Source organism: Ruegeria sp. N7 (assembly GCF_056531345.1).
Genome location: NZ_JBQFLR010000010.1, coordinates 98,566 through 125,394, shown reverse-complemented (window position 1 = coordinate 125,394; position 26,829 = coordinate 98,566). Strand labels below are relative to the sequence as shown.

22 protein-coding genes are annotated in these 26,829 nt (G+C 57.1%); 10 read left to right on the top strand and 12 right to left on the bottom strand.

From position 1 onward, the window contains the following. Positions 1-486 precede the first annotated feature (486 nt). Entirely contained in the window at positions 487-2,106 is a 1,620-nt protein-coding gene (locus ACR0ES_RS12905; protein ID WP_480870903.1) for a GMC family oxidoreductase, read from the top strand. A 5-nt stretch (positions 2,107-2,111) separates the two neighbouring features. On the opposite strand, the gene ACR0ES_RS12900 is transcribed toward ACR0ES_RS12905, so the two are convergent. Continuing rightward, positions 2,112-2,957 (bottom strand): SDR family oxidoreductase, encoded by an 846-nt coding sequence (locus ACR0ES_RS12900; protein WP_480484604.1) that lies wholly within the window; start codon positions 2,955-2,957, stop codon positions 2,112-2,114. Positions 2,958-3,044: 87 nt separating this feature from the next. Between ACR0ES_RS12900 and ACR0ES_RS12895 the strand changes: the two genes are divergently transcribed. Beyond that, entirely contained in the window at positions 3,045-3,677 is a 633-nt protein-coding gene (locus ACR0ES_RS12895; RefSeq protein WP_480484608.1) for a class I SAM-dependent DNA methyltransferase, read from the top strand. 21 nt (positions 3,678-3,698) lie between these two features. Here the strand turns inward: ACR0ES_RS12895 and ACR0ES_RS12890 are convergent, their stop codons facing one another. Together ACR0ES_RS12890 and ACR0ES_RS12885 are read right to left on the bottom strand one after the other, a co-directional pair. Then, positions 3,699-4,688, bottom strand: a complete 990-nt coding sequence (locus tag ACR0ES_RS12890; protein WP_480547266.1) for a sterol desaturase family protein — start codon at positions 4,686-4,688, stop codon at positions 3,699-3,701. A 21-nt stretch (positions 4,689-4,709) separates the two neighbouring features. Then, positions 4,710-5,465, bottom strand: coding sequence for a class II aldolase and adducin N-terminal domain-containing protein (locus tag ACR0ES_RS12885; RefSeq protein ID WP_480487096.1), 756 nt, complete (start codon positions 5,463-5,465; stop codon positions 4,710-4,712). A gap of 114 nt (positions 5,466-5,579) precedes the next feature. On the opposite strand from ACR0ES_RS12885, the gene ACR0ES_RS12880 reads away from it, so the two are divergent. The 5 genes from ACR0ES_RS12880 to ACR0ES_RS12860 all read left to right on the top strand — a co-directional run bounded on the left by ACR0ES_RS12880 (position 5,580) and on the right by ACR0ES_RS12860 (position 10,960). Next, the gene (locus ACR0ES_RS12880) at positions 5,580-6,449 is read left to right on the top strand and encodes a LysR family transcriptional regulator (RefSeq protein ID WP_480487094.1); all 870 of its coding nucleotides are present in this window, start codon (positions 5,580-5,582) and stop codon (positions 6,447-6,449) included. Between the two features lie 140 nt (positions 6,450-6,589). Continuing rightward, positions 6,590-8,392, top strand: a complete 1,803-nt coding sequence (gene ade / locus ACR0ES_RS12875; protein WP_480870901.1) for an adenine deaminase — start codon at positions 6,590-6,592, stop codon at positions 8,390-8,392. Then, positions 8,389-9,852 carry an AMP nucleosidase gene (locus ACR0ES_RS12870; RefSeq protein WP_480487090.1) on the top strand — a complete coding sequence of 488 codons (1,464 nt, stop codon included), beginning with the start codon at positions 8,389-8,391 and terminating at the stop codon, positions 9,850-9,852. The genes ade and ACR0ES_RS12870 overlap by 4 nt, the downstream gene beginning before the upstream one ends. Positions 9,853-9,982: 130 nt before the next feature. Then, the gene (locus ACR0ES_RS12865) at positions 9,983-10,270 is read left to right on the top strand and encodes an HU family DNA-binding protein (protein WP_117871130.1); all 288 of its coding nucleotides are present in this window, start codon (positions 9,983-9,985) and stop codon (positions 10,268-10,270) included. Between the two features lie 279 nt (positions 10,271-10,549). Further along, the gene (locus ACR0ES_RS12860) at positions 10,550-10,960 is read left to right on the top strand and encodes a hypothetical protein (RefSeq protein WP_480484598.1); all 411 of its coding nucleotides are present in this window, start codon (positions 10,550-10,552) and stop codon (positions 10,958-10,960) included. Positions 10,961-11,059: 99 nt separating this feature from the next. Here the strand turns inward: ACR0ES_RS12860 and ACR0ES_RS12855 are convergent, their stop codons facing one another. After that, positions 11,060-12,256 (bottom strand): BCCT family transporter, encoded by a 1,197-nt coding sequence (locus ACR0ES_RS12855; protein WP_480484607.1) that lies wholly within the window; start codon positions 12,254-12,256, stop codon positions 11,060-11,062. Between the two features lie 182 nt (positions 12,257-12,438). Between ACR0ES_RS12855 and ACR0ES_RS12850 the strand changes: the two genes are divergently transcribed. The 3 genes from ACR0ES_RS12850 (at position 12,439) to msrA (ending at position 14,407) form a co-directional block, all read left to right on the top strand. Then, the gene (locus ACR0ES_RS12850) at positions 12,439-13,323 is read left to right on the top strand and encodes a DMT family transporter (RefSeq protein ID WP_480773106.1); all 885 of its coding nucleotides are present in this window, start codon (positions 12,439-12,441) and stop codon (positions 13,321-13,323) included. Positions 13,324-13,448: 125 nt separating this feature from the next. Then, complete coding sequence (gene msrB, locus ACR0ES_RS12845) at positions 13,449-13,898, top strand: peptide-methionine (R)-S-oxide reductase MsrB (RefSeq protein ID WP_267363147.1); 450 nt, start codon at positions 13,449-13,451, stop codon at positions 13,896-13,898. Next, positions 13,895-14,407, top strand: a complete 513-nt coding sequence (gene msrA / locus ACR0ES_RS12840; protein ID WP_209598908.1) for a peptide-methionine (S)-S-oxide reductase MsrA — start codon at positions 13,895-13,897, stop codon at positions 14,405-14,407. The genes msrB and msrA overlap by 4 nt, the downstream gene beginning before the upstream one ends. A 39-nt stretch (positions 14,408-14,446) precedes the next feature. Here the strand turns inward: msrA and ACR0ES_RS12835 are convergent, their stop codons facing one another. The 8 genes from ACR0ES_RS12835 to ACR0ES_RS12800 all read right to left on the bottom strand — a co-directional run bounded on the left by ACR0ES_RS12835 (position 14,447) and on the right by ACR0ES_RS12800 (position 26,653). Next, entirely contained in the window at positions 14,447-16,450 is a 2,004-nt protein-coding gene (locus ACR0ES_RS12835) for a hydantoinase/oxoprolinase family protein (protein ID WP_480773105.1), read from the bottom strand. A gap of 72 nt (positions 16,451-16,522) precedes the next feature. After that, positions 16,523-17,560, bottom strand: coding sequence for a tRNA epoxyqueuosine(34) reductase QueG (gene queG / locus ACR0ES_RS12830; RefSeq protein ID WP_480870899.1), 1,038 nt, complete (start codon positions 17,558-17,560; stop codon positions 16,523-16,525). A 74-nt stretch (positions 17,561-17,634) separates the two neighbouring features. Then, on the bottom strand, positions 17,635-18,300 hold the full coding sequence (gene fzlA, locus ACR0ES_RS12825) for an FtsZ-binding protein FzlA (RefSeq protein WP_267363152.1): 666 nt from the start codon (positions 18,298-18,300) through the stop codon (positions 17,635-17,637). Positions 18,301-18,358: 58 nt separating this feature from the next. Beyond that, on the bottom strand, positions 18,359-19,093 hold the full coding sequence (gene mtgA / locus ACR0ES_RS12820) for a monofunctional biosynthetic peptidoglycan transglycosylase (protein ID WP_480560690.1): 735 nt from the start codon (positions 19,091-19,093) through the stop codon (positions 18,359-18,361). Between the two features lie 39 nt (positions 19,094-19,132). Then, the gene (locus ACR0ES_RS12815; RefSeq protein WP_480487081.1) at positions 19,133-20,047 is read right to left on the bottom strand and encodes a Hint domain-containing protein; all 915 of its coding nucleotides are present in this window, start codon (positions 20,045-20,047) and stop codon (positions 19,133-19,135) included. 181 nt (positions 20,048-20,228) lie between these two features. Beyond that, positions 20,229-24,761: a glutamate synthase large subunit gene (gene gltB, locus ACR0ES_RS12810; protein WP_480487079.1), complete on the bottom strand. Its 4,533-nt coding sequence runs from the start codon at positions 24,759-24,761 to the stop codon at positions 20,229-20,231. Beyond that, positions 24,758-25,195 carry a GFA family protein gene (locus ACR0ES_RS12805; protein ID WP_480870897.1) on the bottom strand — a complete coding sequence of 146 codons (438 nt, stop codon included), beginning with the start codon at positions 25,193-25,195 and terminating at the stop codon, positions 24,758-24,760. Before ACR0ES_RS12805 ends, gltB begins: the two co-directional genes overlap by 4 nt. A 24-nt stretch (positions 25,196-25,219) precedes the next feature. Next, positions 25,220-26,653: an NAD(P)-dependent oxidoreductase gene (locus ACR0ES_RS12800; protein WP_480870895.1), complete on the bottom strand. Its 1,434-nt coding sequence runs from the start codon at positions 26,651-26,653 to the stop codon at positions 25,220-25,222. Positions 26,654-26,829 lie beyond the last annotated feature (176 nt).

The following is a 26,829-nucleotide window of genomic DNA, read 5'->3' as shown; positions in this document are numbered from 1 at the left end:
AACCTCAACCTCAGATGCCCACCGTCTCTCCGGTGCGTCTCAACCGTCTTTCCAGTCCGTCAGGCCAACCTCAGTTGCGCCGGTGAAGGGGTATTTACGGATTAGGCTTCCGACCTGCAACCCCCATTTTGAAAAAACTTCACATTTCTCACTACTCTCTCATTTAAATGTTGTAAATCAATAGTTTAAACAGATATTTCGCGATTCCCATCGGCCATTTCAGGTGCAGGCTCATCAGAAGAAGAGGGTGAAATCTGCACTTTGGCTGGAATCGTCGACCCCGTCAGCAAACGACGACATCGATATCCGTCTTGAGTCACTCGATCGACGCGGGCGTACCGTTTCGCTGAATGTCGAAGAACACTTGGAAACTGACTTCAGGTCACAATTGTTTTTTTACTCAATTGACGCAGTCTCAGGTGAGCCTGGCTCGGATGGCGAACAGCGGACCGGCACAATAATGGTTCTGATAGTAGGGAAGCCAGCATGGAGTTCGACTATATCATCGTGGGCGGCGGTTCGGCAGGATCCGTTCTTGCAAACCGCCTCACCGAGAACCCGGCTTCACGCGTTTGCCTGCTCGAAGCAGGTGGGAACGGAAACGGCCTGACTGTCAGGGTGCCGGCAGCTGTCGTGGCAGCCCTTCCGGGACGACCCAAAATAAACAACTGGGCTTTTGAAACCATACCGCAACGCGGGTTGAACGGACGCCGGGGGTATCAACCCCGCGGCAAAGCACTGGGTGGTTCGAGCGCGATCAACGCGATGCTTTATGTCCGGGGTCAGCGGCAGGATTACGATGGGTGGGCCGATCAGGGCTGCGACGGTTGGGATTGGGACAGCGTATTGCCGTATTTCAAACGGTCCGAGAACAATGAGCTTGGCGCAGACAGCTGGCATGGTGACAAGGGCCCGTTACAGGTGTCACAGCAAAAAGAACCTCGCCCGATCACCCGCGCGTTCATTGAAGCCGCGCAGCAACTCCAACACCGTCATACTGAAGATTTCAACCGAGGCGATAACGAAGGTGTCGGGCTGTATCAGGTAACGCAGTTTCATGATCCGGCAAAGAATGGAGAGCGGTGCTCAGCGGCTGCGGGCTACCTGTTCCCGATTGCCAACCGTCCGAACCTGACGATCATTACACATGCCCATGCGAAAAGGCTGGTATTTCAGGGTAAGCGCGCAACTGGCGTTGTTTTCAGGGTCAAAGGCAAAGAGGCAGACACCACCGTTACCGCCACTCGCGAAGTTCTGCTGTGCGCGGGAGCATTAAAAACACCGCAGCTGCTGCAAATCTCTGGGATTGGAGCAAGCGCTGATCTTGAACCGCACGGGATCGCTGTTCTCAACGAACTACCGGGTGTAGGGCGGAACCTGCAGGACCACCTCGACTTTACGCTGACCTACCGGACCAAAGACACGAACAACTTTGGGATCGGCGCAACAGCGGCAGTGCGACTGCTGAAGCACATCCATCAGTGGCGCAAGACCGGTGTGTCAATGGCGGCCACTCCGTTTGCCGAAGGCGCGGCGTTTCTGAAAACTTCACCCGAGCTGGAGCGCCCGGATATCCAGCTGCATTTCACCATCGCAATGGTCGATGATCACGCCCGCAAACTGCATTACGGTTACGGGTACAGCTGTCATATCTGCAAGCTTCGCCCGGAAAGCCGGGGAACCGTTGGCCTGAGCAGCGCCGACCCAATGGCAATGCCTGTCATCGACCCGGGATTTCTTGCAGATGCACGCGATCTGGACACCATGATCAAAGGCGCGCGAATGACGCGAGACATCCTGCAAGCGCCAGCTTTGGCCAAATATCGGCACAAAGAGATGTTCGGAACCGATACGGCCAAATCCGACGCCGATTGGGAAGGGCATATCCGCGCCCGCGCCGATACGATCTATCACCCGGTCGGCACCTGCAAGATGGGTACCGACGATCTGGCGGTTGTGGATCCCGAACTTCGGGTGCGCGGGATTGAGGGGCTGCGTGTAGTTGATGCGTCGGTGATGCCAACACTGGTGTCGGGAAACACAAACGCGCCAACAATAATGATCGCGGAAAAAGCCTCGGACATGATTAAGGCAGCCGCGCAGTAAAGAACCTACCGGTCCTTCATCAGCGCCTCCAACCCCACCCGGTAGTTCGGGTAGATCAATTCGACACCCAACTCATCCTTGATCCGGTCGTTTCGGACGCGTTTGTTCTCGTTATAAAAACTGCGCGCCATCGGTGTCAGATCGGCCTCGTCAAATGAAACCGCCGGGGGCAGAGGAAGCCCCTGCAACTCGGCGGCATACCCGATGACATCCTGTGGCGGGACAGGCTCATCGTCGCAGACATTGTAAACACTGCCCGGATTCGGCCTTGTCATCGAAGCTTGCAGAACCTGCGCAATGTCATCCACGTGGATACGCGAAAACACTTGCCCCGGCTTGATGATACGCCGCAGCCCACCGCGTGTGAGCTTAGAGAACGGCCCACGGCCCGGGCCGTAAATCCCTGCCAGACGGAAGATGTGAACAGGCAGGCCCGGCACAGCCGCCCATTGCTCTTCAGCCAGCATGCGCCACTTTCCACGCTTGGCGGTCGGTGTTGGCGGGGTGTCTTCGTCAACCCAGGCGCCCTGGTGATCGCCATAAACAGCCGTTGTCGATAAATAACCCACCCAAGTGAACTGACTTGCTCGTTTTCGGATCTCGTCGCCCAGCGCCGCCAGTACCGGATCGCCCGCCTCGCCCGGTGCCGTTGAGATCAGCAAATGCGTCACCCGATCCAGATTTGGAACCTCACCGGGCCAGATCAGCGGGTCCGCGCCAGAGGCACGTATCGCATCTGTGCCTTCGCCATCTCGTGTGGTGCCAAAAATCTGCCAGCCTTTCGGGGCAAGAATTCGGGAAAGGGCCTGCGCAGAATAGCCGTGGCCAAATGAGAAGAGTGTCTTGGTCATGCACCGTTGATGGGCTTCAGCGCATCGGGATGCAAGCGCCGCATGGACGCACTTGAATCGAATCTTCTGATGCGCCTTTCTGTGGATATGAGCAAAAAGAAACCAGACCTGCATTCTGCCTACGCGCTGAGCTCTCCGGACGATAACAAACGCCTTTATGCGGAATGGGCCGGGGACTATGACGACAGCTTTGCCGCGCGTGAGGATTATCAGCTTCATACCCATACCGCGCGGGCGTTTGTGGGCGCGGGCGGTCAGGGGCCGGTTCTGGATGTCGGAGCGGGAACGGGCCTGTGCGGCGCGGTGTTGTCTGGGCTTGGTGTTGGCCCGATTGATGCCACGGATATCAGTTCAGAGATGCTGGAACAGGCTATGCGCAAGGATATCTACCGGGACGCGATCGAGGCTGACCTGACCCATGGCATCCCGGTTCCGCCAGACAGCTATTCCGGCATCGTGTCATCTGGCACGTTCACGCATGGCCATCTGGGTCCCGAAGTGTTGCCTGCGCTGCTTCGCGTCGCACGATCAGGCGCTACGTTCGCCCTGTCAATAAACGCCCGCCATTTCGAAAAGATGGGCTTCAAGGGCAAGCTGCACGAACTGGAACAGGACCAGATCCACAACCTGACCCTGCCCGAGGTTCGCATCTATGGCGATCTTGCTGCAGGACCCAATAAGGATGACACGGCCTTCATTGCATTGTTCGAACGGGTTTAGTCCCGGACAGAACCAGCCGCGTCAGGTATACATCTGCTTTTTGTAGGCCCGCGTGCGTGTCGTCGCCTCGGCTGAGCCATCGTGATAGGTGCCAAACCACTTGTCGAACGGAATTTCGGATGTGCCGTAGTTGCACTCGAAATACCTGTGGTGGAGCTGGTGAAAAAAGTCGCCCGCCCGCGCGGCTTCGGTCTCACCGGCCTTTAGCTTCTCGAACCCAGAATGGGACAGTATCGGGCTGACCTGCTGGAACGAGCTGTGAAACAACACATGCAGCGGATGGGAAGGCACGATCAGGTGGATGAAATACGTCGTGAAATACAGCATGTTTTCATACCAGTGATTCGAAATCCCTGACCATGGCCCGGTATTGACATTACGGTGATGGACCGCGTGCACATGTTTATAAAGCCTGGGATGATGTTCCAGCCGGTGCACCCAGTAAAAATGCAGACCGGACCACATGGGAATAAACAACATCCAAACCACGAACCACACCGGCGAGCTGGCCCAGGTAATCGTCGGAACCCAGCCATTTGCCATCGCCCAGAAGATGACCCACTGGTAAATGGTCGCCACCGTCATAGCGCTGCCCAGCGTCCACCAGATGTTATCCCAAACCTGATTGCGGAATGTGAATGTTCCGTTGTCCCGTGTCAGGTCCCTGCGATCAAACTTTTTGTACATCCCCTGCCCTTTGCGCATGTACAGCCACCAGTGCAGGCTTCCTGCTACCAGAGTTTGCGGCACCATGTTCAGCAACCAGATCCGAAACATCCATCCGGGCGCAAAGCTTTTCATCGTCTCTAACGCAGGGAAAAAGAACGCATAGGCGATGACGGCCAAGGTCATGCACAGGGTCAGGGCGGTGATTTGCAACCACGCTCCGCTGTACCATTTCAGCACGGCCGCCGGACGTGGTGGCCAACTGAACAGCGGGTTGAGACCCACTGGCCCGTCGGGGTGGTAATGCCAGCGGGCAGCTTCGGGGTCCTGCGTGGAATCTCGCATGTCGGTCACTCTGTCTTGCATTCAGGTTGCGTAATCCGAGCCTTCTGCATCGAGTATTGCTTTGATCTCTCGCAGATGCGCTTCGGCTTGACCGGGGTAGTCGTCCAGTTCCTGTGCTGTTTTCTCGGCAATTTCATCCGACAGCACCCGCAGGGGCAGGCCTGTTTGCAGCGCCCGGATGTAAGTTTCGGCAGCGCGCTCGAAATAATAGAGCCTGTTAAAGGTATCTGCAGGGTCGCTGCCAGTGATCAGAACCCCGTGGTTGCCCATGATCATGACTTTCTTCTTCGGATCAGCCAACATCCCGGCGCACCGCTCGCCTTCGCTTTCAAAAGCCAATCCGCCAAATTCTTCGTCAACAACGTAGCGGTTGTAGAAGGTCGCGGTGTTCTGGTCGATTGGCGGAAGTGTACTGTCGGCCAGTGACGCCAGAACAGTTGCGAAAATCGAATGCACATGCATGACGCAACGCGCGTGCGGGCAGTGGCGATGGATCGAGCCGTGCAGGCCCCAGGCCGTGGGATCAGGTGCGCCGGGCTGGGACATCACATCCGGATCGTTGGCGTTCAACAGCAACAGATCAGACGCGCGAATACGCGAGAAATGCGCCTGATTGGGGTTCATCAGGAACTGCGTCCCGTCTGCGTTCACAGCAAGACTGAAGTGGTTGGCAACGGCTTCGTGCATGTTCAGCCGGGCCGTCCAGCGAAAGGTTGCGGCCATGTCCACACGTTCTGACCAATGATCGATGTTGGGACGAAGGTTGGTGAGACTCATGTGACGCGTCCTTTGGTATCTGCGAATGACCAAAGCCTGCATTTGGTCCGGCAATTTGACCAACGAAAAAAACGCAACTATTCCATTAGCTAAACTTATGCCGGAGTTATGTCGATGCAAAACAGGCTTCCCCCGCTTGGCTGGCTGCGCACATTCGAAGCCGCAGCCCGCCATCTGTCATTCACCGGTGCGGCGCGGGATCTGAACATGACGCAAAGTGCGGTCAGTCAGCAGATCAAATCGCTGGAAGGCCATCTGGGTCAGCCACTGTTCCTGCGACGCCCGAAGGCGCTTGAGCTGACAGAGGCCGGAATCACCTATTTGCCGGTGGTGCGCGAGGCGTTTCGGACACTGATACGGGGCACTCAGGCGGTAACTGGCGCGCAACAGAATGCGGTCCAGGTGCAGTGCAACATCAGTTTCGCCGTGAACTGGCTGGCCCCGCGTCTGCCATTATTTCAGGCTGAACACCCGGATGTTCAGCTGAACATCTTCACCGAGTTGTGGGAACCGCGCGAGATGGCTGAAGGCGCAGCAGTCGAGATCCGGTTTTCCCTTCGACCCTCAGATACAACCCGGACAGAGGTGCTGCGCTCTGAATATTACTATCCCGTCTGCGCGCCGGGATATCAGGTGTGCCTGCAAGACCTTCAGGAAAAACCTCTGTTCGACTGTTCCAACCTGTTGACCAACTGGGCGACGTGGGCTGAAGATCAGGCTCTGAATTGGCAGAATCCGCCTATTACCTACGCGACAACCTATCTGGTTTGTTTGTCAGCTGCGATGGCCGGAGGTGGCCTGTGCCTGGCCCATGACACCATCGCAGGTCATTTGATCGATCAGGGACGACTAGTCGCACCATTTGAGCATCGCGCCCCGATGCCCGAGGCGTATTATCTGCTGCTCTCCCCTCAGGCCGAGGACACGCCCGGAGCGGTTACCTTTGCGAACTGGATACGACGAGAATTCGGGTCCGAAACGTAAACCCGGACGGGTTCCTGCGCGCTGTCGGCACCTATGTCAGCTTTCGATGACTGAGTCGGGCAGATTTGCAGAATTGTGATCCGTCGGCAGTAGTAAAGAACCGGGGTTGCGCCCACGCGCGCATTCGTGAAAGTTGAGCCATGGAAAACACACCCTTCCCAACTTGGCCCGATGTCGCCCCCCGATTGATCGCAGTTGCTGCCGGACGTGAGGCAGCAGATATGGTAATAAAGGGTGGGACTTGGGTAAATGTGCACAGCCGCGAACTGCTGCCGAACCATTCAGTTGCAATCGCTGCAGGCCGTATTGCATTTGTCGGTCCCGACGCCTCGCATTGTACCGGACCAGAGACACAGGTTATCGACGCGCAAGGCCGCTTTATCCTGCCCGGCTTATGCGACGCGCATATGCACATCGAATCGGGGATGCTGACCCCTGCCGAGTTTGCCCGCGCAGTTATCCCCCATGGCACAACCAGTATGTTCACCGACCCGCACGAGATCGCCAATGTGTTGGGGCTGGACGGTGTGCGCATGATGCATGACGAAGCAATGATGCAGCCGGTCAACATCTTCACTCAGATGCCGTCCTGCGCGCCCTCTGCACCGGGGTTAGAGACGACAGGCTATGAAATCACCCCCGAAGACGTGGCCGAGGCGATGAATTGGCCCGGGATCATCGGCTTGGGGGAAATGATGAACTTCCCCGGCGTGATTCACGGAGATCCCAAAATGCTGGCCGAGATTGCGGCCACGCAGCGGGCAGGCAAGGTCGTCGGCGGACATTACGCATCCCCTGATTTAGGGCCTGATTTCGCGGCTTATGTGGCTGGTGGACCTGCCGATGACCACGAAGGCACCTGCGAAGCGGATGCCATCGCACGGGTCCGTCAGGGAATGCGGTCGATGATGCGGTTGGGTTCGGCCTGGTATGACATTGAAAGCCAGATTACCGCGGTCACCGAAAAAGGTCTGGATGCGCGCAATTTCATCCTGTGCACGGATGACTGCCACTCTGCCACGCTGGTCAATGATGGGCATATGAACCGCGTCGTGCGCCACGCGATTGCCTGCGGCTGTGACCCGCTTGTGGCCGTGCAGATGGCGACGATCAACACCGCCACGCATTTCGGTCTGGAACGCGAGATCGGATCGGTCACGCCGGGACGACGGGCGGATATCATCCTCAGCTCTGACCTGACCGAATTGCCGGTCGAACTGGTCATAGCGCGCGGGCAGGTTGTCGCGGAAAACGGGGTGATCAAGGTTGATTGCCCCCATCTAAACTGGCCCGACAAAGCACGTCGCACGGTTCATCTGAAGCATGCGCTGACCTCGACCGATTTTGAGATCACGGCGCCGAAGGGCGCAAACAAGGTAAGGGCCAACGTCATTGGCGTGGTAGAAAACCAGGCCCCCACTAAAGCGCTGAAAGCCGAATTGCCGATTATCGGCGGGCTTGTTGAAGGTGAGGGTGACGTATGTCAGATCTCACTGGTCGAACGACACCGGGCGACAGGGGGCGTCACCAATGCCTTTGTCTCGGGGTTTGGATATCAGGGAAAAATGGCCATGGCCTCGACCGTGGCACATGACAGTCACCACATGATCGTCGTCGGCACGGACCGTGAACAGATGGCGCTGGCCGCGAATCGACTGGCCGAGGTGGGTGGCGGCATCACGATCTTCCGGGACGGCCAGGAACTGGCGATGGTCGAACTTCCCATTGCCGGTCTGATGTCCGACAGCCCGGCCGCTGAAGTTGCGGCCAAGGCGGACAGGATGGTTCAGGCCATGCAGGAATGTGGCTGCAATCTGAACAACGCATATATGCAACATTCGCTGCTGGCGTTGGTCGTCATACCGGAACTCAGGATCTCTGATCTCGGGCTGGTTGACGTGCGCACATTCAAAAAAATTGATCTTCTGGAACCCTTGGCATGACGACACTCCTGACACCTGAAGCCCTTTCGCCAGAACAGTTCACCGATCCCGCAGCCGCAGTTGCGCGACTGGAGGAGCTTTACACTCAAGCAACAGAATTTCTTTGCGACAGCTTCTCGAAGGTACTGCAAAATGGAGCACCAACCGCCAGATACAGGGCCTATTACCCCGAGATTCGCATAAAGACGTCGACCTATGCTCAAGTCGACAGCCGCCTGAGTTTTGGGCATGTGGCGGAACCCGGTGTTCACGCTACAACCGTAACGCGCCCGGATTTATTCCGGTCCTACCTGACCCAGCAGATTGCCCTGTTGATCAAGAATCACGACCAACCGGTGACGATTGCAGCGTCGGACACACCTATTCCGGTGCATTTTGCCGTGGCGAATACGTCAGGTCTGGTTGTGCCGCATCAGGGGGCGGCTGCTTTCACCCTGCGCGATGTGTTTGACGTGCCGGATCTGACCACCACGAATGACGACATCGTTAACGGCGTGCACGATCATGAAGACGCCGTCGGACCCTTGTCATTGTTTACTGCCCAGCGCGTCGATTATTCACTTGCGCGACTGGCACATTACACAGCGACAGATGCCCGGCATTTTCAGAACCACGTTCTGTTCACGAACTATCAGTTCTATGTTTCGGAATTCGAGAACTACGCCCGTGAGCAGTTGGCTGATCCCAGCAGCGGGTATACCAGCTTTGTCTCGACCGGGAATGTTGAGATCACGGAGCCGGACGCAGAAATCGAGCAACCGCTGAAACTGCCGCAAATGCCAACCTATCATCTGAAGCGTGAAGATGGTTCGGGTCTTACTTTGGTGAACATCGGTGTTGGCCCCTCGAATGCGAAAACTGCGACCGACCATATCGCGGTTCTGCGCCCCCACGCGTGGTTGATGGTTGGCCATTGCGCCGGATTGCGCAACACGCAGGCATTGGGTGATTTCGTTCTGGCCCATGCATATCTACGTGATGACAAGGTTCTGGATGATGACCTGCCGGTCTGGGTGCCCATCCCGCCCCTGGCCGAGGTTCAGGTCGCGCTGGAACGCGCCGTGGCCGAAGTGACCGAGCTGGAAGGGTATGAACTGAAGCGGATCATGCGGACGGGAACAGTTGCATCGGTCGACAATCGCAACTGGGAACTGCGCGATCAATCCGGACCGGTTCAGCGCCTCAGCCAGTCGCGGGCCATCGCGCTGGATATGGAAAGCGCCACCATCGCCGCGAACGGCTATCGCTTTCGCGTTCCTTACGGCACTTTGCTGTGCGTGTCGGACAAGCCCCTGCACGGCGAACTGAAACTACCGGGCATGGCGTCTACCTTTTATACCACTCAGGTCGGGCGTCATTTGATGATCGGGATACGCGCTATGGAGCACCTGCGCGGCATGCCGTTGGAGCGTCTGCACAGCCGGAAATTGCGTTCCTTCGACGAAACTGCCTTCCTCTGACGCAAAAAAGCAACGTTTTCCCCATATTTTTAGGGGTTTCTGCGCTACTATTCGTTGTGTTTGGCCACAATATCCCGTTACAGTTACGCGGTGAGGCCCTATAGATCGGGCACGTTAAGGAGACCAAGAAATGGCAAAACCTATGACAAAGACTCAGCTGGTTGCTGCTCTCGCTGAGGAAATGGGAACCGATAAGAAATCCGCGAACTCTGCGCTTGAGGCCATAACCGGCCTGATCACACGCGAAGTTTCCGCAGGTGGTGCAGTGACCCTGCCTGGCGTCGGCAAAATCTACTGCCGCGAGCGCCCCGAGCGTCAGGTCCGCAACCCGGCAACCGGTGAAACCTTCACCAAAGAAGCCGACAAGGTTGTGAAAATGACCATCGCGAAAGCACTGAAAGACAGCGTGAACGGCTGATCTCAAGCGCTTGGAACCATGAAAAGGGGTGGCGGTTACGCGGCCCCTTTTTTGTGCCTGAGCTTCACATTTTAAAGCCTGCGCACATGTGTCCTAAGGCATCAGAGTTCTTATTCAGACTGTAAATATGGGCTACAATCCAACACCGGTTGTCCTTGGCACGTTTTTTACGGACAACCCTTTGATTTCCTGCTTGGCCCGCTAAATCCCAGTTCTATGGAACAGGATATAACCTTCACGCGACTGCCCCTCGTCTCAGCACCTGAGATACTGGCGCATATGAGAAATCCAATTCTTGCCGAACACATGCCTCTCCTGACGCAGGATTGGGATGAGGAAACAGTCGCCGGTTTCATTCACGCGAAAGAGTCGTGTTGGGCGCGGGACGGCCTAGGTCATTGGGCAATTCTGCACCGCGGACATTATGTGGGATGGGGCGGATTTCAAAAAGAAGGTGAAGAGTGGGATTTCGGGTTGGTCTTGAAGCCCGGTGCATTTGGACTGGGTGCAAAGATAGCACGTCAGGCCATCGCATTCGCAAAGCAGGACAATCGTATTCCGTTCGTGACATTCTTGCTGCCGCCTTCACGCACGAAACTGCGCGCAATGACCAAACTCGGCGCTTATTTTGTTGGGCAAGTAGACTACGCTGGCCACAGTTTCCTCAAATATCGTCTCGACACGAACTGAAGTGAACGACAAGGAATGAGGGCCGGATCGGGCAGTGCCCAAAAACGGCTGCGGGCCCCAATGTCGAGGCCCGCTTTTGGTTTGGTAGGTTCGAAACAATCAGTGAATCGTCTCAACCTTGTGGAAGTCCAGATCGCGATCTTCCGGCATGGCATCGATACTCATCACCTCTTTGCGCTTGGTGACCAGGATATAGACCACGCAAGCCAGGTAAAGACCGACTACGACGGCTCCGATCCACTGGATTTGCAACCACTGACTCTGGAACAGCAGCGTTAGCACAAACAGCAGCGCGACGTTGCCAGCGACATAGGTCGCCTTGCCAAACCGCTCGGCGGTCATGTTCAGGTTGTCTGTATAGAGCCTAATCAGCGAGTCCAGCGAGTTGATCACAAAGGTCACGCCCACGATTACCATCGCGATATTGGTGATGCCTGCGGTGCTGATGCCGTTCAGGTGATAGTAGTAGAGAACGGTGAACCAGATCCCCAGCGGGATCGACGGGAAGATCAACAACGCCGCCAGCAGCTGCCAGGTTTTCAAACCGCCCACAAAGCGCGAAGTAAACTGGCCAATCATGATTGACCACGCAAACCACCAGAACAAGTAGAAGGCATGATAATCGGTCAGCGGCAGGACAAATTTGTGCACATTGGTGAAATAGGCACCAATGTTACTGCCGGTTTCGATAAACCCGGTCATTCCCATGCCAGCGGCCGCCCACATACCCAGAATCAGTGCAAGGAACAGAAAGGTCGAACCGACCGACAGGATGCGCACATATTTCAAATCGGTCGACGAGTATGCTGCCGCCAGAATGACCACAAACACGATGACGTAGAAGGTGGTAACAACAGATTCGCCATCTCCGACCTCTGGCAGGTAGCCAGGCAGGTAGATCAGAAACAGGCTGGCGGTAAAGGCGCAGGTACCGATGATGACCACGTTGTTGATCAGCTTGACCAGCGGGATCTCAAAGAAGTTCACGCGCGGTTCGATCACGCAGAAATAGAAGGCTGTCAGGAAGTAAAACGCCCAGATCAGAAACCCCCAGAAACCGAACTCGATCGCCAGTGGATTGGCAAAGGCATAGGCCGGATCTTCGGCATAGCCACCAAATTCTGTCAGCGGGAACATGATCAGGCCAACATCCAGACCGGACGTAAACAGGATCGCGATGAACGTGAAAAGGTGGACAGGTGTAACGCCAACGCAGCGCAGGTTCCACCATTTCACTACGAAGAACGCGACCAGGCCCAACGCCAGCAGAACGCCAAAAGATAGAATGTACTCCAGAAGCACCGACAACCCTCCCTTGATATGTCAGATCCCGGAGCCGATAACTTTAATTGTTTAGTCAATCAATAAAAACATCCTTGTGACTTTCGTTGCATCACGGATGTGTCTATTTTGACGCGCAGCGCTTGCGACCCATCGGAAAATCGGGGACAGTCCGCGCAAAGTGACAGGGGGTCTCCATGGATCTGCGCGCCATAGCCATGGGGCTTACTTTTGCCCTGATCTGGTCGTCTGCCTTTACCTCGGCGCGGATCATCGTGGCAGACGCCTCTCCCTTGTTTTCGCTGGCTCTGCGGTTTTTGATCTCAGGGGGTCTGGGGGTTCTGATTGCCCGGGCGATGGGGCAAAGCTGGCACCTGACCCGGAACCAATGGCGGGCGACAATTCTGTTCGGTATCTGCCAAAATGCCCTGTATTTGGGTCTGAATTTCTACGCTATGCAAACGGTCGAGGCTTCGGTTGCGGCGATTATCGCGTCCACAATGCCCTTGTTGGTGGCGCTGGCAGGGTGGCTGATTTTTGGCGAGAAACTGCGCCCTCTCGGGATTTTGGGATTGTTTGCCGGATTCACCGGCGTCGCCCTGATCATGAGCAGCCGGATCAGTTCTGGTGTCGACATGTTCGGCATCGCGTTGTGCGGCATCGGAGCTTTGGCGCTGACCTTTGCCACCCTCGCGGTCCGCGGTGCGACTTCGGGCGGTAATTTCATGATGGTCGTCGGTCTACAGATGCTTGTAGGTTCAGCCATGTTGTTCGTGGCTGCTCCGATCTTTGAGGCCATCTACATCCACCCGACGCTGCCATTGGCATTGGCGTTCACTTACACAACCCTGTTTCCTGGGCTGCTGGCCACTCTGATCTGGTTCCTTCTTCTGGATCGCATCGGCGCGATCCGCGCAGCCACGTTCCACTTTTTGAATCCGGTATTCGGTGTCACGATTGCGGCCATATTGTTGGGCGAAAAACTGGGCGCGATGGACGCAATTGGCGTTACAGTCACGACATTGGGTATTCTTGCTGTTCAGCTGTCACGCCAACCTGCCGGCAAAACGACTTCGGCCTAACGCAAGGACCTACGTGTTTGCGTCTGACCGACTGCACGACTGTGAGAGCGCTTTGAAATATCGCTTTGCTTTCTGTACGGCAGCCCCCAGATAATGGCACAAACGTCAAATCAGCCGGAGGATCCATGACACGCTACACCAAAGACCCCACGGTTATTGCGGCGCTTTCGCCCGAAGAATTTCACGTCACCCAACGCAACGGCACCGAACGGCCGGGGACAGGCAAGTATTTGGGGAACAAGGAACCGGGTATCTACGTGGACATCGTGTCAGGCGAACCGCTGTTTGCTTCGACCCACAAATACGAATCCGGATGTGGCTGGCCCAGCTTTACCAAGCCGATCATCCATGAGCATGTGGAAGAGTTTCGCGACACGACACATGGTATGATCCGGACCGAGGTTCGCTCGAAACACGGCGACAGCCATCTGGGGCATGTCTTCCCCGACGGCCCGCGAGAACATGGCGGCCTGCGATATTGCATCAACTCGGCCTCGCTCAGGTTCATCCATCGGGATGAGATGGAGGCTGAAGGTTACGCCGAATTCCTGATCCACGTGGAGGAAATCCAATGACTGAACAACGTGCTGTACTGGCCGGAGGCTGCTTTTGGGGTATGCAGGACCTGATCCGCAAGCTGCCAGGCGTCTTGCGAACTCGGGTGGGCTATACCGGAGGCGATGTGCCCAACGCCACCTATCGCAACCACGGCACCCACGCCGAAGGGATCGAAATCTGGTTTGACCCATCGCTAATCAGTTACCGCGACCTGCTGGAATTTTTCTTCCAGATTCACGACCCGACCACGGTGAATCGACAAGGCAACGACCGAGGCATGAGCTATCGTTCCGCGATTTACCACGTCGATGAAGCCCAAAGAGCAACCGCCCTGGATACAATCGCAGACGTGAATGCCAGCGGCTTGTGGCCGGGAAAAGTCGTAACCGAAGTCGAACCCGTCGGCGATTTCTGGGAGGCCGAACCCGAGCATCAGGATTATCTTGAGCGTATCCCGAACGGATATACCTGCCACTTCCCGCGCCAGGACTGGGTTCTTCCCAAACGTGCCAGCGCCGCAGAATAATGCACCACCTGCCCGGCCCCTCTGAACGAGTCAGAGGGGCTAGCCCGCCGCAACCCGCGGTCGCCCGCTCGCCTCGACCGTGATCATTGCTTCGACAAACACATCATTGGCCTCGACCCGCGCGGTTTTGATGTCGCGATCCACGATCACCCGGATATCTTCTGCACCGGCTTCGCGCACCGCGCCTTCAGCTTCCGACCTCAGAACATTTTCCAGCAAAGCCAGCGCATCTTCTGATGCGGAAAAATCCTTGGGCCCGCCCTCGAGATGTACACGATACCGCCCTTCGGCAGGACTTGTCACCGTGCCCGTTCGCCGTAAGGTCAACCGCCCCACGACAGCGCCAATCGCATTGGCTACGCCCGCATGTTCCGGCAGTATCATCCGGCAGTGAAGCCGTTCACCAACCGCCGGGTAATAGCTGGGGGCAGATGCCCCAAGTCCCACAACATCAACGTTCAGGGCTGCGGTCAGCGACAACAAACCGCGATGCTGCGCCAATCCGCGCTGTGTCAGGATATGCCGCGCCAGCTCCTGCGGCGAATGCCCGAAACTGTCTGGCTCCTCATCAAAAGCAGCCTCTAACAAGGTCAAACTGGTCTGTTCTGTCAACTGGTCCACGATCATCTGCGCCAGCGCTTCGGCGGAATTTGCCAACATATCTCCGGACCCGACCCGTTTGCGCGCGACCAGTTCAAGTGCCTTACGGGCGGCGTCCGCATCCCAGGCATCCACCCGCCCCAGTACATGGCTGGCATCCGACGGCGTCACGCCCGAGATCTGAATGATCCCGCGGTCCACCAACCGGGTCAATGCGCCGCTCTCCATTCGGGACCGAAGCAAGGAACCGATCGGCAGAACCTGATCTCCCAACCGCTCCAACAGGGCTTCTTCTCGCACATCTATACCGTCGTCACGTATTCCCGGCACGCGACGGGCAAAGCGCGTATCGTGCTCACCCACCGTCGTGGCCCGCAATTGCTCGTCCAGAACGGCATGGACGATCTCGGGCGCTTCCGAGGCGATCAGGGACACCGGAAGAACGCGGCGCGGCCCCAGAAAAACACCGCCCTGCAACCCCTCGGTCACGACATGCACCTGACTGTCACCTCCAAGGCCATGGGTGCGCATCGCAACTGCCTCGACCATTGTGCGGAACCCGCCCACCTGTGCCCCGGCCGAGTCTATCGCGGGCTTACCGTCACGGATCAACGCCACGTCAGTTGTCGTGCCGCCAATATCCGACACCAACGCATTCTCTGCGCCGGTCAACCAGCGCGCGCCTACAATTGACGCGGCTGGTCCGCTCAGGATCGTTTCAATGGGGCGTTCACGCGCCTGTTCAGCACTCATCAACGCCCCATCACCGCGCACGACCATCATCGGGGCCATTATCCCCAACTCGCGCAGCTGGTCCTGCGCACGCCCGATCAAACGATCGATCATCCCGATCAGCCGCGCATTCAACACGGCCGTCACGGCGCGTTTCGGCCCATTCAGCTTTGCCGACAAGTGATGCGAACATGTTACCGGAGCCCCGGTTCTTTCCGTAACGATCCGTGCGGCTTCCAGTTCATGCGCGGGATTACGGGTGGCAAACTGAGCGGCTATGGCAAAGCCAGAAATCCCTTTATGAGAGTCTAAAAACTGCTCCAGCGCGGCAACGTCCAATGGCGCAGCTTCGCTGCCAGAATGAGAATGCCCACCAGACATAACCAGGGACGGGTCCCCTTTTAACGCGTCCTTCAAACCGTGCTTTTCAAGGTCGCTGTCTTTGAATCCGATATAGATCAACGCAACGCGCCCGCCCTGCCCTTCGACCAAGGCATTAGTCGCCAATGTTGTGGACAAAGACGCCATTGAAATCTGATCCGGCGCAACTTTCGCCTGCTCCAGAACGGCAGAAATCGCCTTGCCCACACCAATTGCCAAATCCGCGCGTGTGGTCAGGGACTTGGCCGAGGCTATGACCTCTTTTTCATCCCGGATCAGTACCGCATCGGTATAGGTTCCACCCGTATCCACCCCCAAAGCCAGCGCCATCGGGTTCTCCTTACTGTTCGCTGCAGATTGGTGTAGCGATTGGGGCCGACACGTCCAGCCTGTTTGCGGCAATTATGAAAGTTGTTCCACCGCCCAGCGCGCTGCGTCTGCCACGGTTTCATCCGGGTCATCTGTCAAACTCTGGGCCGCAGCCCTCAGTTTCGACTGCCCCGAGTTTCCAATGGCATAAAGCACGTTGCGCACAAACCGGTCGCGCCCAATCCGTTTGATGGGTGAGCCAGAGAACTTCGCTCGGAACGAGGTATCATCAAGTGCCACCAGCTCTTCCAACGCAGGCGCTGCCAGATCTTCACGCGCGGCATAGCGTATGTCACTTGCGGCAACCGCAAACTTGTTCCACGGGCAAGCTGCCAGGCAATCATCACAGCCGTAGATTCGATTGCCCAGCTTTCCGCGAAGTTCAGGCTCTACAGGGCCTTTATGTTCGATGGTCAGATAGGAGATGCACCGCCGTGCATCCAATTGATACGGGCCTGGAAAGGCGTCCGTGGGGCAGCTGTCCAAACAGGCCCGACAAGACCCGCAGCGATCAATCTCAGCAGAATCAGCGGGTATATCCAATGTTGAAAAAACAGACCCTATAAAGGCCCAATTACCCCATTCCCGACTGACAAGATTTGTGTGTTTCCCCTGCCAGCCCAACCCGGCGGCCTGCCCCAAGGCTTTCTCTGGCACGGGTGCAGTGTCAACAAACACCTTAACCTCGCCGCCCGCCTCGGCAATCAGCCACCGCGCCAGACGCTTCAGTCGCTTTTTGACCAGATCATGATAGTCTTTGTTCTGCGCATAGACAGAAATCGCCCCGTGGCCGCGTTGCTTCAAGACGTCTGTCGGGTCATGTTCCGGCGTGTAACTCTCGGCCAGCATGATCACTGATCGCGCCTCGGGCCAAAGGGCTGCAGGATCACCGCGCCAATGCGTTCGTTCGGCCATCCATCCCATCTGCCCATGATACCCGGCACCCAGGTACGCGGCCAAACGCTCGGGAACTTCTGGAACATCCCACGGGCGGCAGACACGGCACGCAACAAACCCTTCTTCAAGGGCCTGTTGTACCAGCTTTTCCTTCAAATCAGATCCGCTCTTCATCTGGCCAAAAATATCCTCGGGGGGAATCGCGCATCTGCGCGATGGGGGGCAGACAGCCCCCCTAGCGCACCCTATCAGAAATCCAGATCAGCGTAATGGGGCGGCGGCCGGAAACCCGGCACCTGATCCGCCAGAATAGAGCGAAACGCAGGGCGTGATTTGATTTTCGCATACCAATCCTTGACCACCTGACTGCGGTTCCAATCCACGTCCGAGATATAGTCCAGCGAAGACAGATGCGCCGCTGCTGCGAAATCAGCCAATGTCATCTGGTCACCGGCCAACCACCGGCGGTGATCCAGCAGCCATGCCATATAATCCAGGTGGTACTTGATGGCCTTGGCACCCTGTTTGACGTTCTTGCTGTCCGGATAGCCCTGACCCGTCACTTTTTTGTTTACCCGTTCGTACAGCAGCTTCGACGTCACCTCATGGTGGAATTTGTCGTCAAACCAACCAACAAGGCGCCGCACTTCGTATCGGGCTTCGGGGCTTTTTGGCATCAATGGCGGTTCGGGACGGGTTTCTTCGATGTATTCGCAGATCGCTGCGCTTTCCGACATCATTTGTCCGTCCAGACGCAATACTGGTACTTTACCCGCGGGGTTACGGCGCAAAAAGTCGGGGTCCTGTTCCCAGTATCGCTCTTCGACAAGCTCAACCTCGATCTTCTTTTCCGCCAGAGACAGCCGAACCTTGCGGCAATATGGAGAGAGGGGAACATGAAACAGACGCGCCATGGGCTTCCAATCGAACCAGTGAGTACCCGACAGATTTAGCCTTGGCAGGCGACGGGTTTCAATCCTCGAAACAATCTGCGCGACCATCTGCGCGGATGGTGGCCGCCCCATCCAGAATAGATGCCGCCCGCCTGCGCGTTTGCGCCGTCGGGTCAGTGACCGATCTGTTGCGCGGTGACGGCAGAATGGCGGCAATCCGCGCCGCCTGAACTGGGGTCAGTTTTGAGGCGCTGGTGTTGAAATACCGTTGCGCGGCAGCCTCGACCCCAAAAACACCATTCCCGGTTTCGGCAACGTTCAGATAGACCTCGAGAATTCGCTGCTTGCTCCAGAAAATCTCGACCACAGGTGTGATCGAAGTTTCCAACGCCTTGCGTATCCAACTGCGCCCTTGCCAAAGAAATACGTTCTTCACAACTTGCTGTGTAATCGTCGAGGCGCCGCGATTCCCGCCATCCTCAAGCGCATCGCGAATGGCCTCTACGTCAAATCCCCAGTGCAGGCAGAAATTTGCATCCTCTGCTGCCACGACCGAACGCGCCATGATCGGAGCCATGTCCTCGATCGGCACCCATTCGCGCTCAACCTTTCCCAAACGGCGCCATTCCGACCAGATCGTATGGGTTACGGGTGGGTTCACAACCGAATACAACAGGATTATCGCAAGCAAAGCTCCGGCAATTGCCGCAACCGCACGAGTCAGCCAACGGCGAATCTGACGCACCGTAGGTGTTTTTCTGCTGGATGCCTTGTTTTTCTTACCGCTTGATTTGCGGGCTGCTTTCTTCGCCATGCCTCAGCTATACGACGCGCGGTCCGGGTTTGAAACGGCCTAAATCGCGAAAGCGCGCGCTTCGCGCGGGTGAACAACCGGTCGTGCGGTTTCTACCGACATCGGATCATGACCTGCCAGTTCAGGGAACAAGTGCAGGACCTCGCTCTGCGTTTCGCGGTCCGAGGCCGACAACGCGTGCCCCGGATAATAGCTTTCGCTTTTGGCGCCATTGGCGATGACGATCTCGTGCTGCTTGAACAAAAGGTGGAAATACTCCACCTCGCCGCCTTCCACCCGGGTCACCGTTTTTCCATTGACCAGAGCATGTGCCGGAATCAGCGCTTCAGCGTGCCCAGACAAGTACGAGGCCCGCCAGTCTTCAACCAGCATCCGATGCTGAGGCGAAACAAGCAGCGGACGATCCAGGTCGAACACTCCGGCCTCAAACCGGATCGGGGCCAGCTTTCCTTCGGCCGCCACCACTGTACGCCCAACCCAGATCAAAGGCTGGGGGCCATGATCCACGGTCGTGACCAGATCGCCGACTTCAAGATCTTCAACCGCACGTTCGCCTTCCGGGGTCGCTATCATGGTGCCCGGCGTGAAACAGGGCGGACCCAGATTGCCGACATTCAGCGGCCCCTGTGTGTTGACGAAGGTGGCTGAAACAAATGTTCCCGGCTGCAGGACCTGGCCGTCTGTCGGTGTGAAAACCCGAGATCCGTCAGCCAGATAAAACGTGGTGCCGGTATAGGTTACGTTCCCGACGCCCGCCACGTTGATGGTAACAGTGTCCCCTGGCCAGGAATTCGTGACGTCCTGACCGTTGACGGTGTCGCCGCTCGGTGCATCGATTTCGTTGTCATCGTCTGCATCGATCAAAGTGAAGCTGCTAACAGTGACTGCCGTTCCCGCAGGTGGCGGGTTTGCTGGATCGAAAGTATAAAACTGATCCTGATACGGTGTTGGCATCCGGTTGCCCCTGTTTGCTTATCATCTGGCGCCTAGATCGGCCCATGATTGTCGCCTGAGTGTGAAGAAAGATTGGCGATTTTCGGATAAACGGGCAAGACCTGCACTGAAACGTCGTTAACATACGAACCCCGCGTGGTGCAAATGACACGCGGGGCTTTTAGAGACAATAGGTTTCGGCTTATTCCGCCGGAACTGCTTTGGCTTCAACACTCAGCGGGTGGCTGAGCTTGTTCAGCATCTCCTTCGGGCAAACCTGCAGGAAGTTGCCTTTTTCCACTTCCCAGTGCTGAAGAATGTCAGTGGCCTTGCGGCTTTGCGATTCAGCAGCATGGCGCATGATGAGCGATTTCAACTGCTCTTCCCAGTGATCCACAGTGACCGGGCAAGTGACCAGCGTTTCCCTATTCATCAGCGCCTCAGCCTTGCCTTCGGGATCATACAGATAGGCCATGCCGCCTGTCATGCCCGCGCCAAAGTTGGCTCCGATCGTTCCAAGGATAACGGCGACACCGCCGGTCATGTATTCACACCCGTTGGAACCGCACCCCTCGACAACAACCTTGGCACCAGAGTTCCGGACCGCGAACCGTTCACCGGCGCGACCGGCCGCGAACAGATACCCGTCGGTGGCGCCATAGAGCACAGTATTGCCAATGATCGTGTTGTCATCTGCTTTCAGCGGGCTGACCTGCGGTGGACGCACGACGATCATACCGCCGGACAGGCCCTTACCGACATAGTCATTGGCATCGCCCGACACTTCCAGCTTCAGACCGGGGGCCGCAAAAGCTCCCAGCGATTGCCCGGCCGAGCCCTGCAGTTTCACATGCAGATGGTCGTCCTGAAAGGTGTTCCGCATCCCGAAATTCTGCACAATATGGCTGGACACTCGGGTTCCAACGGTCCGGTGTGTGTTCTGCACTGCATAAGACAGCTGCATCTTTTCACCATCCTTCAGGAACCGGGCCGCATCACGAACAATTTCGGCGTCCAGCGTATCCGGCACCGCGTTGCGCTCTTTGTCGCGGTTGTAGATGATGTTATGTGCCCCATCGACAGTGATCAGCAGCGGGTTCAGATCGAGATCATCCAGATGAGCGGACCCACGGCTGACCTGAGCCAGCAGATCGGCCCGACCGATGATTTCATCAATCGAACGCGCGCCGAGGCTGGCCAGCAGCTCGCGCACTTCCTGCGCGTAGAAGGTGATCAGATTGACGACCTTATCCGCATTGCCGGTGAATTTGGCGCGCAGGGATTCATCCTGCGTACACACGCCCACCGGACAGGTGTTCGACTGACACTGACGCACCATGATACAGCCCATGGCGATCAGCGCAGCGGTACCGATGCCGAATTCCTCGGCCCCCATCATCGCGGCCATGACAATGTCGCGCCCCGTGCGCAGGCCACCGTCGGTCCGCAGGGTGACGCGGTCGCGCAGGTTGTTCATCGCCAGAACCTGATGCGCCTCGGTCAGGCCCATCTCCCACGGCAGACCAGCGTATTTGATCGAGGTCGCAGGCGACGCGCCTGTACCGCCATTGTGACCCGAAATAAGGATAATATCCGCTTTCGCTTTGGCTACACCGGCAGCAATCGTGCCAACGCCCGAGGACGCTACCAGCTTGACCGTCACCTTGCAGCGCGGGTTGATCTGCTTCAGATCGTAGATCAGCTGCGCCAGATCCTCGATCGAATAGATATCGTGGTGCGGCGGCGGCGAGATCAGCGTCACGCCCTTGGTCGAATGGCGCAGGCGCGCGATCAGGTCGGTGACCTTCATACCTGGCAACTGACCACCTTCGCCGGGTTTTGCACCCTGAGCGACCTTGATCTCAAGCTCCTCACACTGGTTGAGGTATTCCGCAGTCACACCAAACCGACCTGAAGCCACCTGTTTGATCTTGGCCGAAGGGTTGTCGCCATTGGGTTCAGGCACGAAATGTGCCGGATCTTCGCCACCTTCGCCACTGTCGGATTTCGCACCGATCCGGTTCATCGCCACATTCAGTGTTTTATGCGCTTCTGGCGACAATGCACCCAGCGACATACCTGGCGTGACAAAGCGTTTGCGGATCGAGGTGATCGATTCCACCTCTTCGATCGGCACCGGCTTGCCCAGCGGTTTGAAATCCATCAGATCGCGCAGATGAATTGGCGGGTTCGACTGCATCTTGGCTGAATACTGTTTCCACAGCTCATACGAAGCCTTGTTGCAGGCCATCTGCATCATGTGCATCGAGGTCGCTTCCCACGCGTGGGTCTCACCTGACTTACGCGCCTTGTAGAAACCACCGATGGGCAGCACATCCAGACCGCTGTTCCAACCCTTGGCATGGATTTCTTCGGCCTTGGCCTGAATACCTTTGATACCTATGCCCGAGATACGGCTGGTCATTCCAGGGAAATACTCGGCCACCATGGCACGGCTGAGGCCAACGGCCTCAAAGTTCAGACCACCGCGATAAGACGAAATGACCGAGATGCCCATCTTGGCCATGATCTTCAGCAAGCCCTGATCGATCGCCTCGCGATAGCGCGCGACGTTTTCGGTCAGGCTTCCGTCCAGCAAACCGCGATCGATACGGTCAGCCAAAGAATCCTCGGCCAGATAGGCGTTCACCACAGTCGCGCCACAGCCGATCAGAACGGCAAAGTAATGCGGGTCTACACATTCAGCCGAACGGACGTTCAACGAACAGAAGGTCCGCAAACCCTGACGCGTCAAATGGGAATGCACAGCGCTGGTCGCGAGGATCATTGGCATCGCAATCCGATCCTCGCCCGACCGCATATCAGACAAGACGATATGCCCGGCACCAGATCGCACAGCTTCTTCGGATTCGGCTCTGATACGGGCCAAAGCCGCGCTCAATGCGCCTTGACCAGCCTCGAAGCTACAGTCGATTTCCGCCAGCGGCGCATCAAAGTTCTCAACCAGCTTGTCCCATTGCGCGTTGCCGACAAAGGGGCTTTCCAGAACCACGATCTCGGTCTGGCTGCTGTCTTCGTCCAGCACGTTCTTGAGGTTGGCAAACCGGGTTTTCAGCGACATCACGCGGTATTCACGCAGGCTGTCGATCGGCGGGTTGGTCACCTGGCTGAAGTTCTGACGGAAAAAATGGCTGAGTGGGCGGTATTGCTTTGACAGAACAGCCGAGGGCGTATCATCCCCCATGGATGCCAGGGCTTCCTTGCCGTCTTCCGCCATCGGAGCAAGGATTTGTTCCAGCTCTTCCACCGAGTATCCCGCAGCAATCTGGCGCTTGCGCAACTCGCCACCCGCAAAGATCGGAACTTCGCTCACACCCGCAAGCGTTTCGTCCAGATCGTTTATCTTGCCAACCCATTCGCCAAATGGCAGCGCGCGGGCCAGCTTGTTCTTGATCTGGGTATCGCGGTACAGCTTGCCCTTTTTCATGTCGACCGCCAGCATCTGACCCGGCCCCAACGCGCCTTTTTCGGTCACGGTAGCTTCGTTGATCGGCACCATTCCGGCCTCGGATCCTGCGATGACAAGGCCATCGCCAGTCACAACGTACCGCATGGGGCGCAACCCGTTCCGGTCCAGACCGGCGCAGACCCAGCGTCCATCGGTCATCGCCAGCGCGGCCGGGCCATCCCATGGCTCCATCACCGAGTTGCAGTAGGAATACATGTCGCGCCACGCTTGCGGCAGCTCGACCGCCTGCTTGGACCAGCTTTCCGGAACCAGCATGGTTTTTGCCATCGGGGCCGACCGCCCCGCGCGCACCAGAACCTCGAAAACCGAGTCTAATGCGGCAGAATCTGACGAACCACCTGCGATGATTGGCTTGATATCTTCAGCATAGTCACCAAAGGTTCCGCTGGCCATCCGGATCTCATGGCTTTTCATCCAGTTGACGTTGCCCTTGAGGGTGTTGATCTCGCCGTTGTGGGCCAGCATGCGGAATGGCTGCGCCAGCCACCATTGCGGAAACGTGTTGGTCGAATAACGCTGGTGGTAAATCGCGAATGCCGATTCAAAGCGTTCGTCCATGAGATCGGGATAGAATACAGCGACCTGTTCGGCCAGCATCATACCCTTGTAGATGATCGACCGGCAGGACAGCGACGCAAGATAAAGACCAGAGATACCCGACACCAAAGCCGCTTTTTCGATGCGGCGACGGATGACATAGAGCTCGCGCTCGAAAGTTTCTTCGTCCACACCCTTGGAGTTCGAGATCAGGATCTGCTCAATCTCGGGGCGGGTTGCGTTGGCCTTTTCCCCAAGGCAAGTCACATCGACCGGCACGTGTCGCCAGCCATAGATGTAGTAACCCATACGCAGAACTTCGCTTTCGACGATGGTCCGGCACCGCTCCTGCGCGCCGAAATCGGTGCGGGGCAGGAAAACCTGACCAACAGCAATCAGTTCATTCAGCTTGGGTTCATGACCCGTGCGGCGAACCTGATCATAGAAGAAGGGAACCGGAATCTGCACATGGATGCCTGCGCCATCGCCGGTCTTGCCATCCGCGTCCACGGCTCCACGATGCCAGATCGCTTTCAGGGCATCGATCCCGGCATCCACCACCTTGCGCGACCGTTTGCCATCCACGGACACAACGAGGCCTACACCGCACGAAGAATGCTCTTCTGCTTCGGAATAGAGACCATTTTCGGCCATCCACTTGCGTTTTGCTTCTTCTGCCCGCACCCAATCGGCATCATATTTGGTCATTGGCTGTCTCCTTCGTCAGAGGGGGAATACATGGCTTCGACCTCGGCTTTGGTCATTTGCCGACGTTCACCTGCGAACGCGTATCCCTCGGGCTTTTTGTCGATATAAAGTTCAAGTTTCAGCGGGTTACCTGCTGCATTTTCAAACAGGCCAGCCGCCATTTGTGTCTGTCCGTGCATCTCACCTGGCAGCGTGATCCGATACCAGAGCGAGGATCCGCAATCGCCGCAAAAAGCACGTTCTGCCCAGTCGGACGAGGTAAATGTCTTGACCGGGCCCAACGCGGCATAGCCTTCTTTCGCCTGAAAGGTCACCAGCATCGAACTGGTCCACCGACGGCATTGATCACAGTGACACGCGCCCAGAGCATCCCGCACAGGGGTGGCGGTGACTGTGACCGCACCACACATGCATTGGCCTTGAAGTTCCGACATTTCGAACCCTCCTGAAAACTGGGGTTATTCCGCCGCCACGGCAGTTTTGGCGTTGAACCGGTCGATGATCGCGTCAGCGCAGTCGCGCCCGTCACGGATCGCCCATACGACCAGTGAGGCACCGCGCACGATGTCCCCGATCGCGTACACACCATCCATTTCGGTTTCCCCGGTCTGGAATGCTGCCCTGACCGTTCCCCATCGGGTGACGGGCAAGTCAGGCTGCCCGAATAAGGCGGGCAGGTCTTCAGGCTCAAAACCCAATGCCTTGATCACCAGATCAGCGTCCTCGACATAATCCGCGCCTTCGATCACTTCGGGGGCCTGGCGACCAGATGCATCGGGCTGACCCAGACGCATCTTCTGCACCATCACGCCGGAAACCTTGTCGTCGCCCGTGAATCCCTTCGGTGCACTGAGCCATTCGAATACCACGCCTTCTTCCTCGGCGTTCTGTGTCTCGCGCTGCGAACCCGGCATGTTTGCCCGGTCACGACGGTACAGGCATTTGACCGATGTCGCGCCCTGACGGATCGACGTACGCACACAATCCATCGCGGTGTCACCACCACCGATCACGACAACCTTCTTGCCCTCGGCATTCAGCCGTCCGTTGTCGAAATCCTCAACAGTGTCACCAAAGCTTTTACGGTTTGATGCCGTCAGGAAATCGATTGCCTTCTCGATCCCGGCAAGACCACTGCCCGGCATGGACAGATCCCTCGACGTGTAAACGCCCGTTGCGATGATGATGGCGTCATGCTTTGCGTGAATTTCAGCGAATTTTGCGGCGTCCACGTCGCAGTTCAATACGAACTCGACACCGCCGTCCGCCAACAGGTCGTTGCGCCGCTGGACGATTTCTTTTTCCAGCTTGAAGCCCGGAATGCCATACATCAGCAGACCACCCGCACGGTCGTAGCGGTCATAGACCGTGACCTGAACACCGGCCCGACGCAGCATGTCCGCCGCGGCAAGACCACCCGGCCCGCCACCGATAATGCCGACGCTTTCACGGCGCTCTGTCGCAGGGACCACTGGCTTGACCCAGCCTTTGTCCCACGCCGTGTCGGTAATGTACTTTTCGATCGTGCCGATGGTGACCGTTCCGTGGCCTGATTGTTCGATCACGCAATTTCCTTCACACAAACGGTCCTGCGGGCAGATGCGGCCGCAAATCTCGGGGAAGGTGTTTGTCGCCTGGCTGGTTTCGTAAGCCTCTTCCAGCCGTCCCGTTGCAGTCAGCCGCAACCAGTCGGGAATGTTGTTATGCAGCGGGCAGTGCGATTGACAGTAGGGCACACCGCATTGACTGCAACGGCTGGCCTGTTCTGCTGCTTTCTCGGCGGCGAACTCGGCATAAATTTCGTTAAAGTCTTCTCTGCGGTCATTGGCGGCACGCTTTTCCGGCATGACGCGGTCGATCTGCACAAATTTCAGCATCGGTTGCTTGGCCACGGGTCAGACTCCATGAATTGGCTTGGTTGGATTTCTTTATGCGATGCGCAAACGGATGAAAAGTCATATATGCTGACCTATTGTGAGAATTTTCCACCCACTCACTCGAAATCTGTGAATTCTTAAAGGAATTTTAGGTACGATTCGGACCTATATGAAGACTTTCCTTTTCCCCA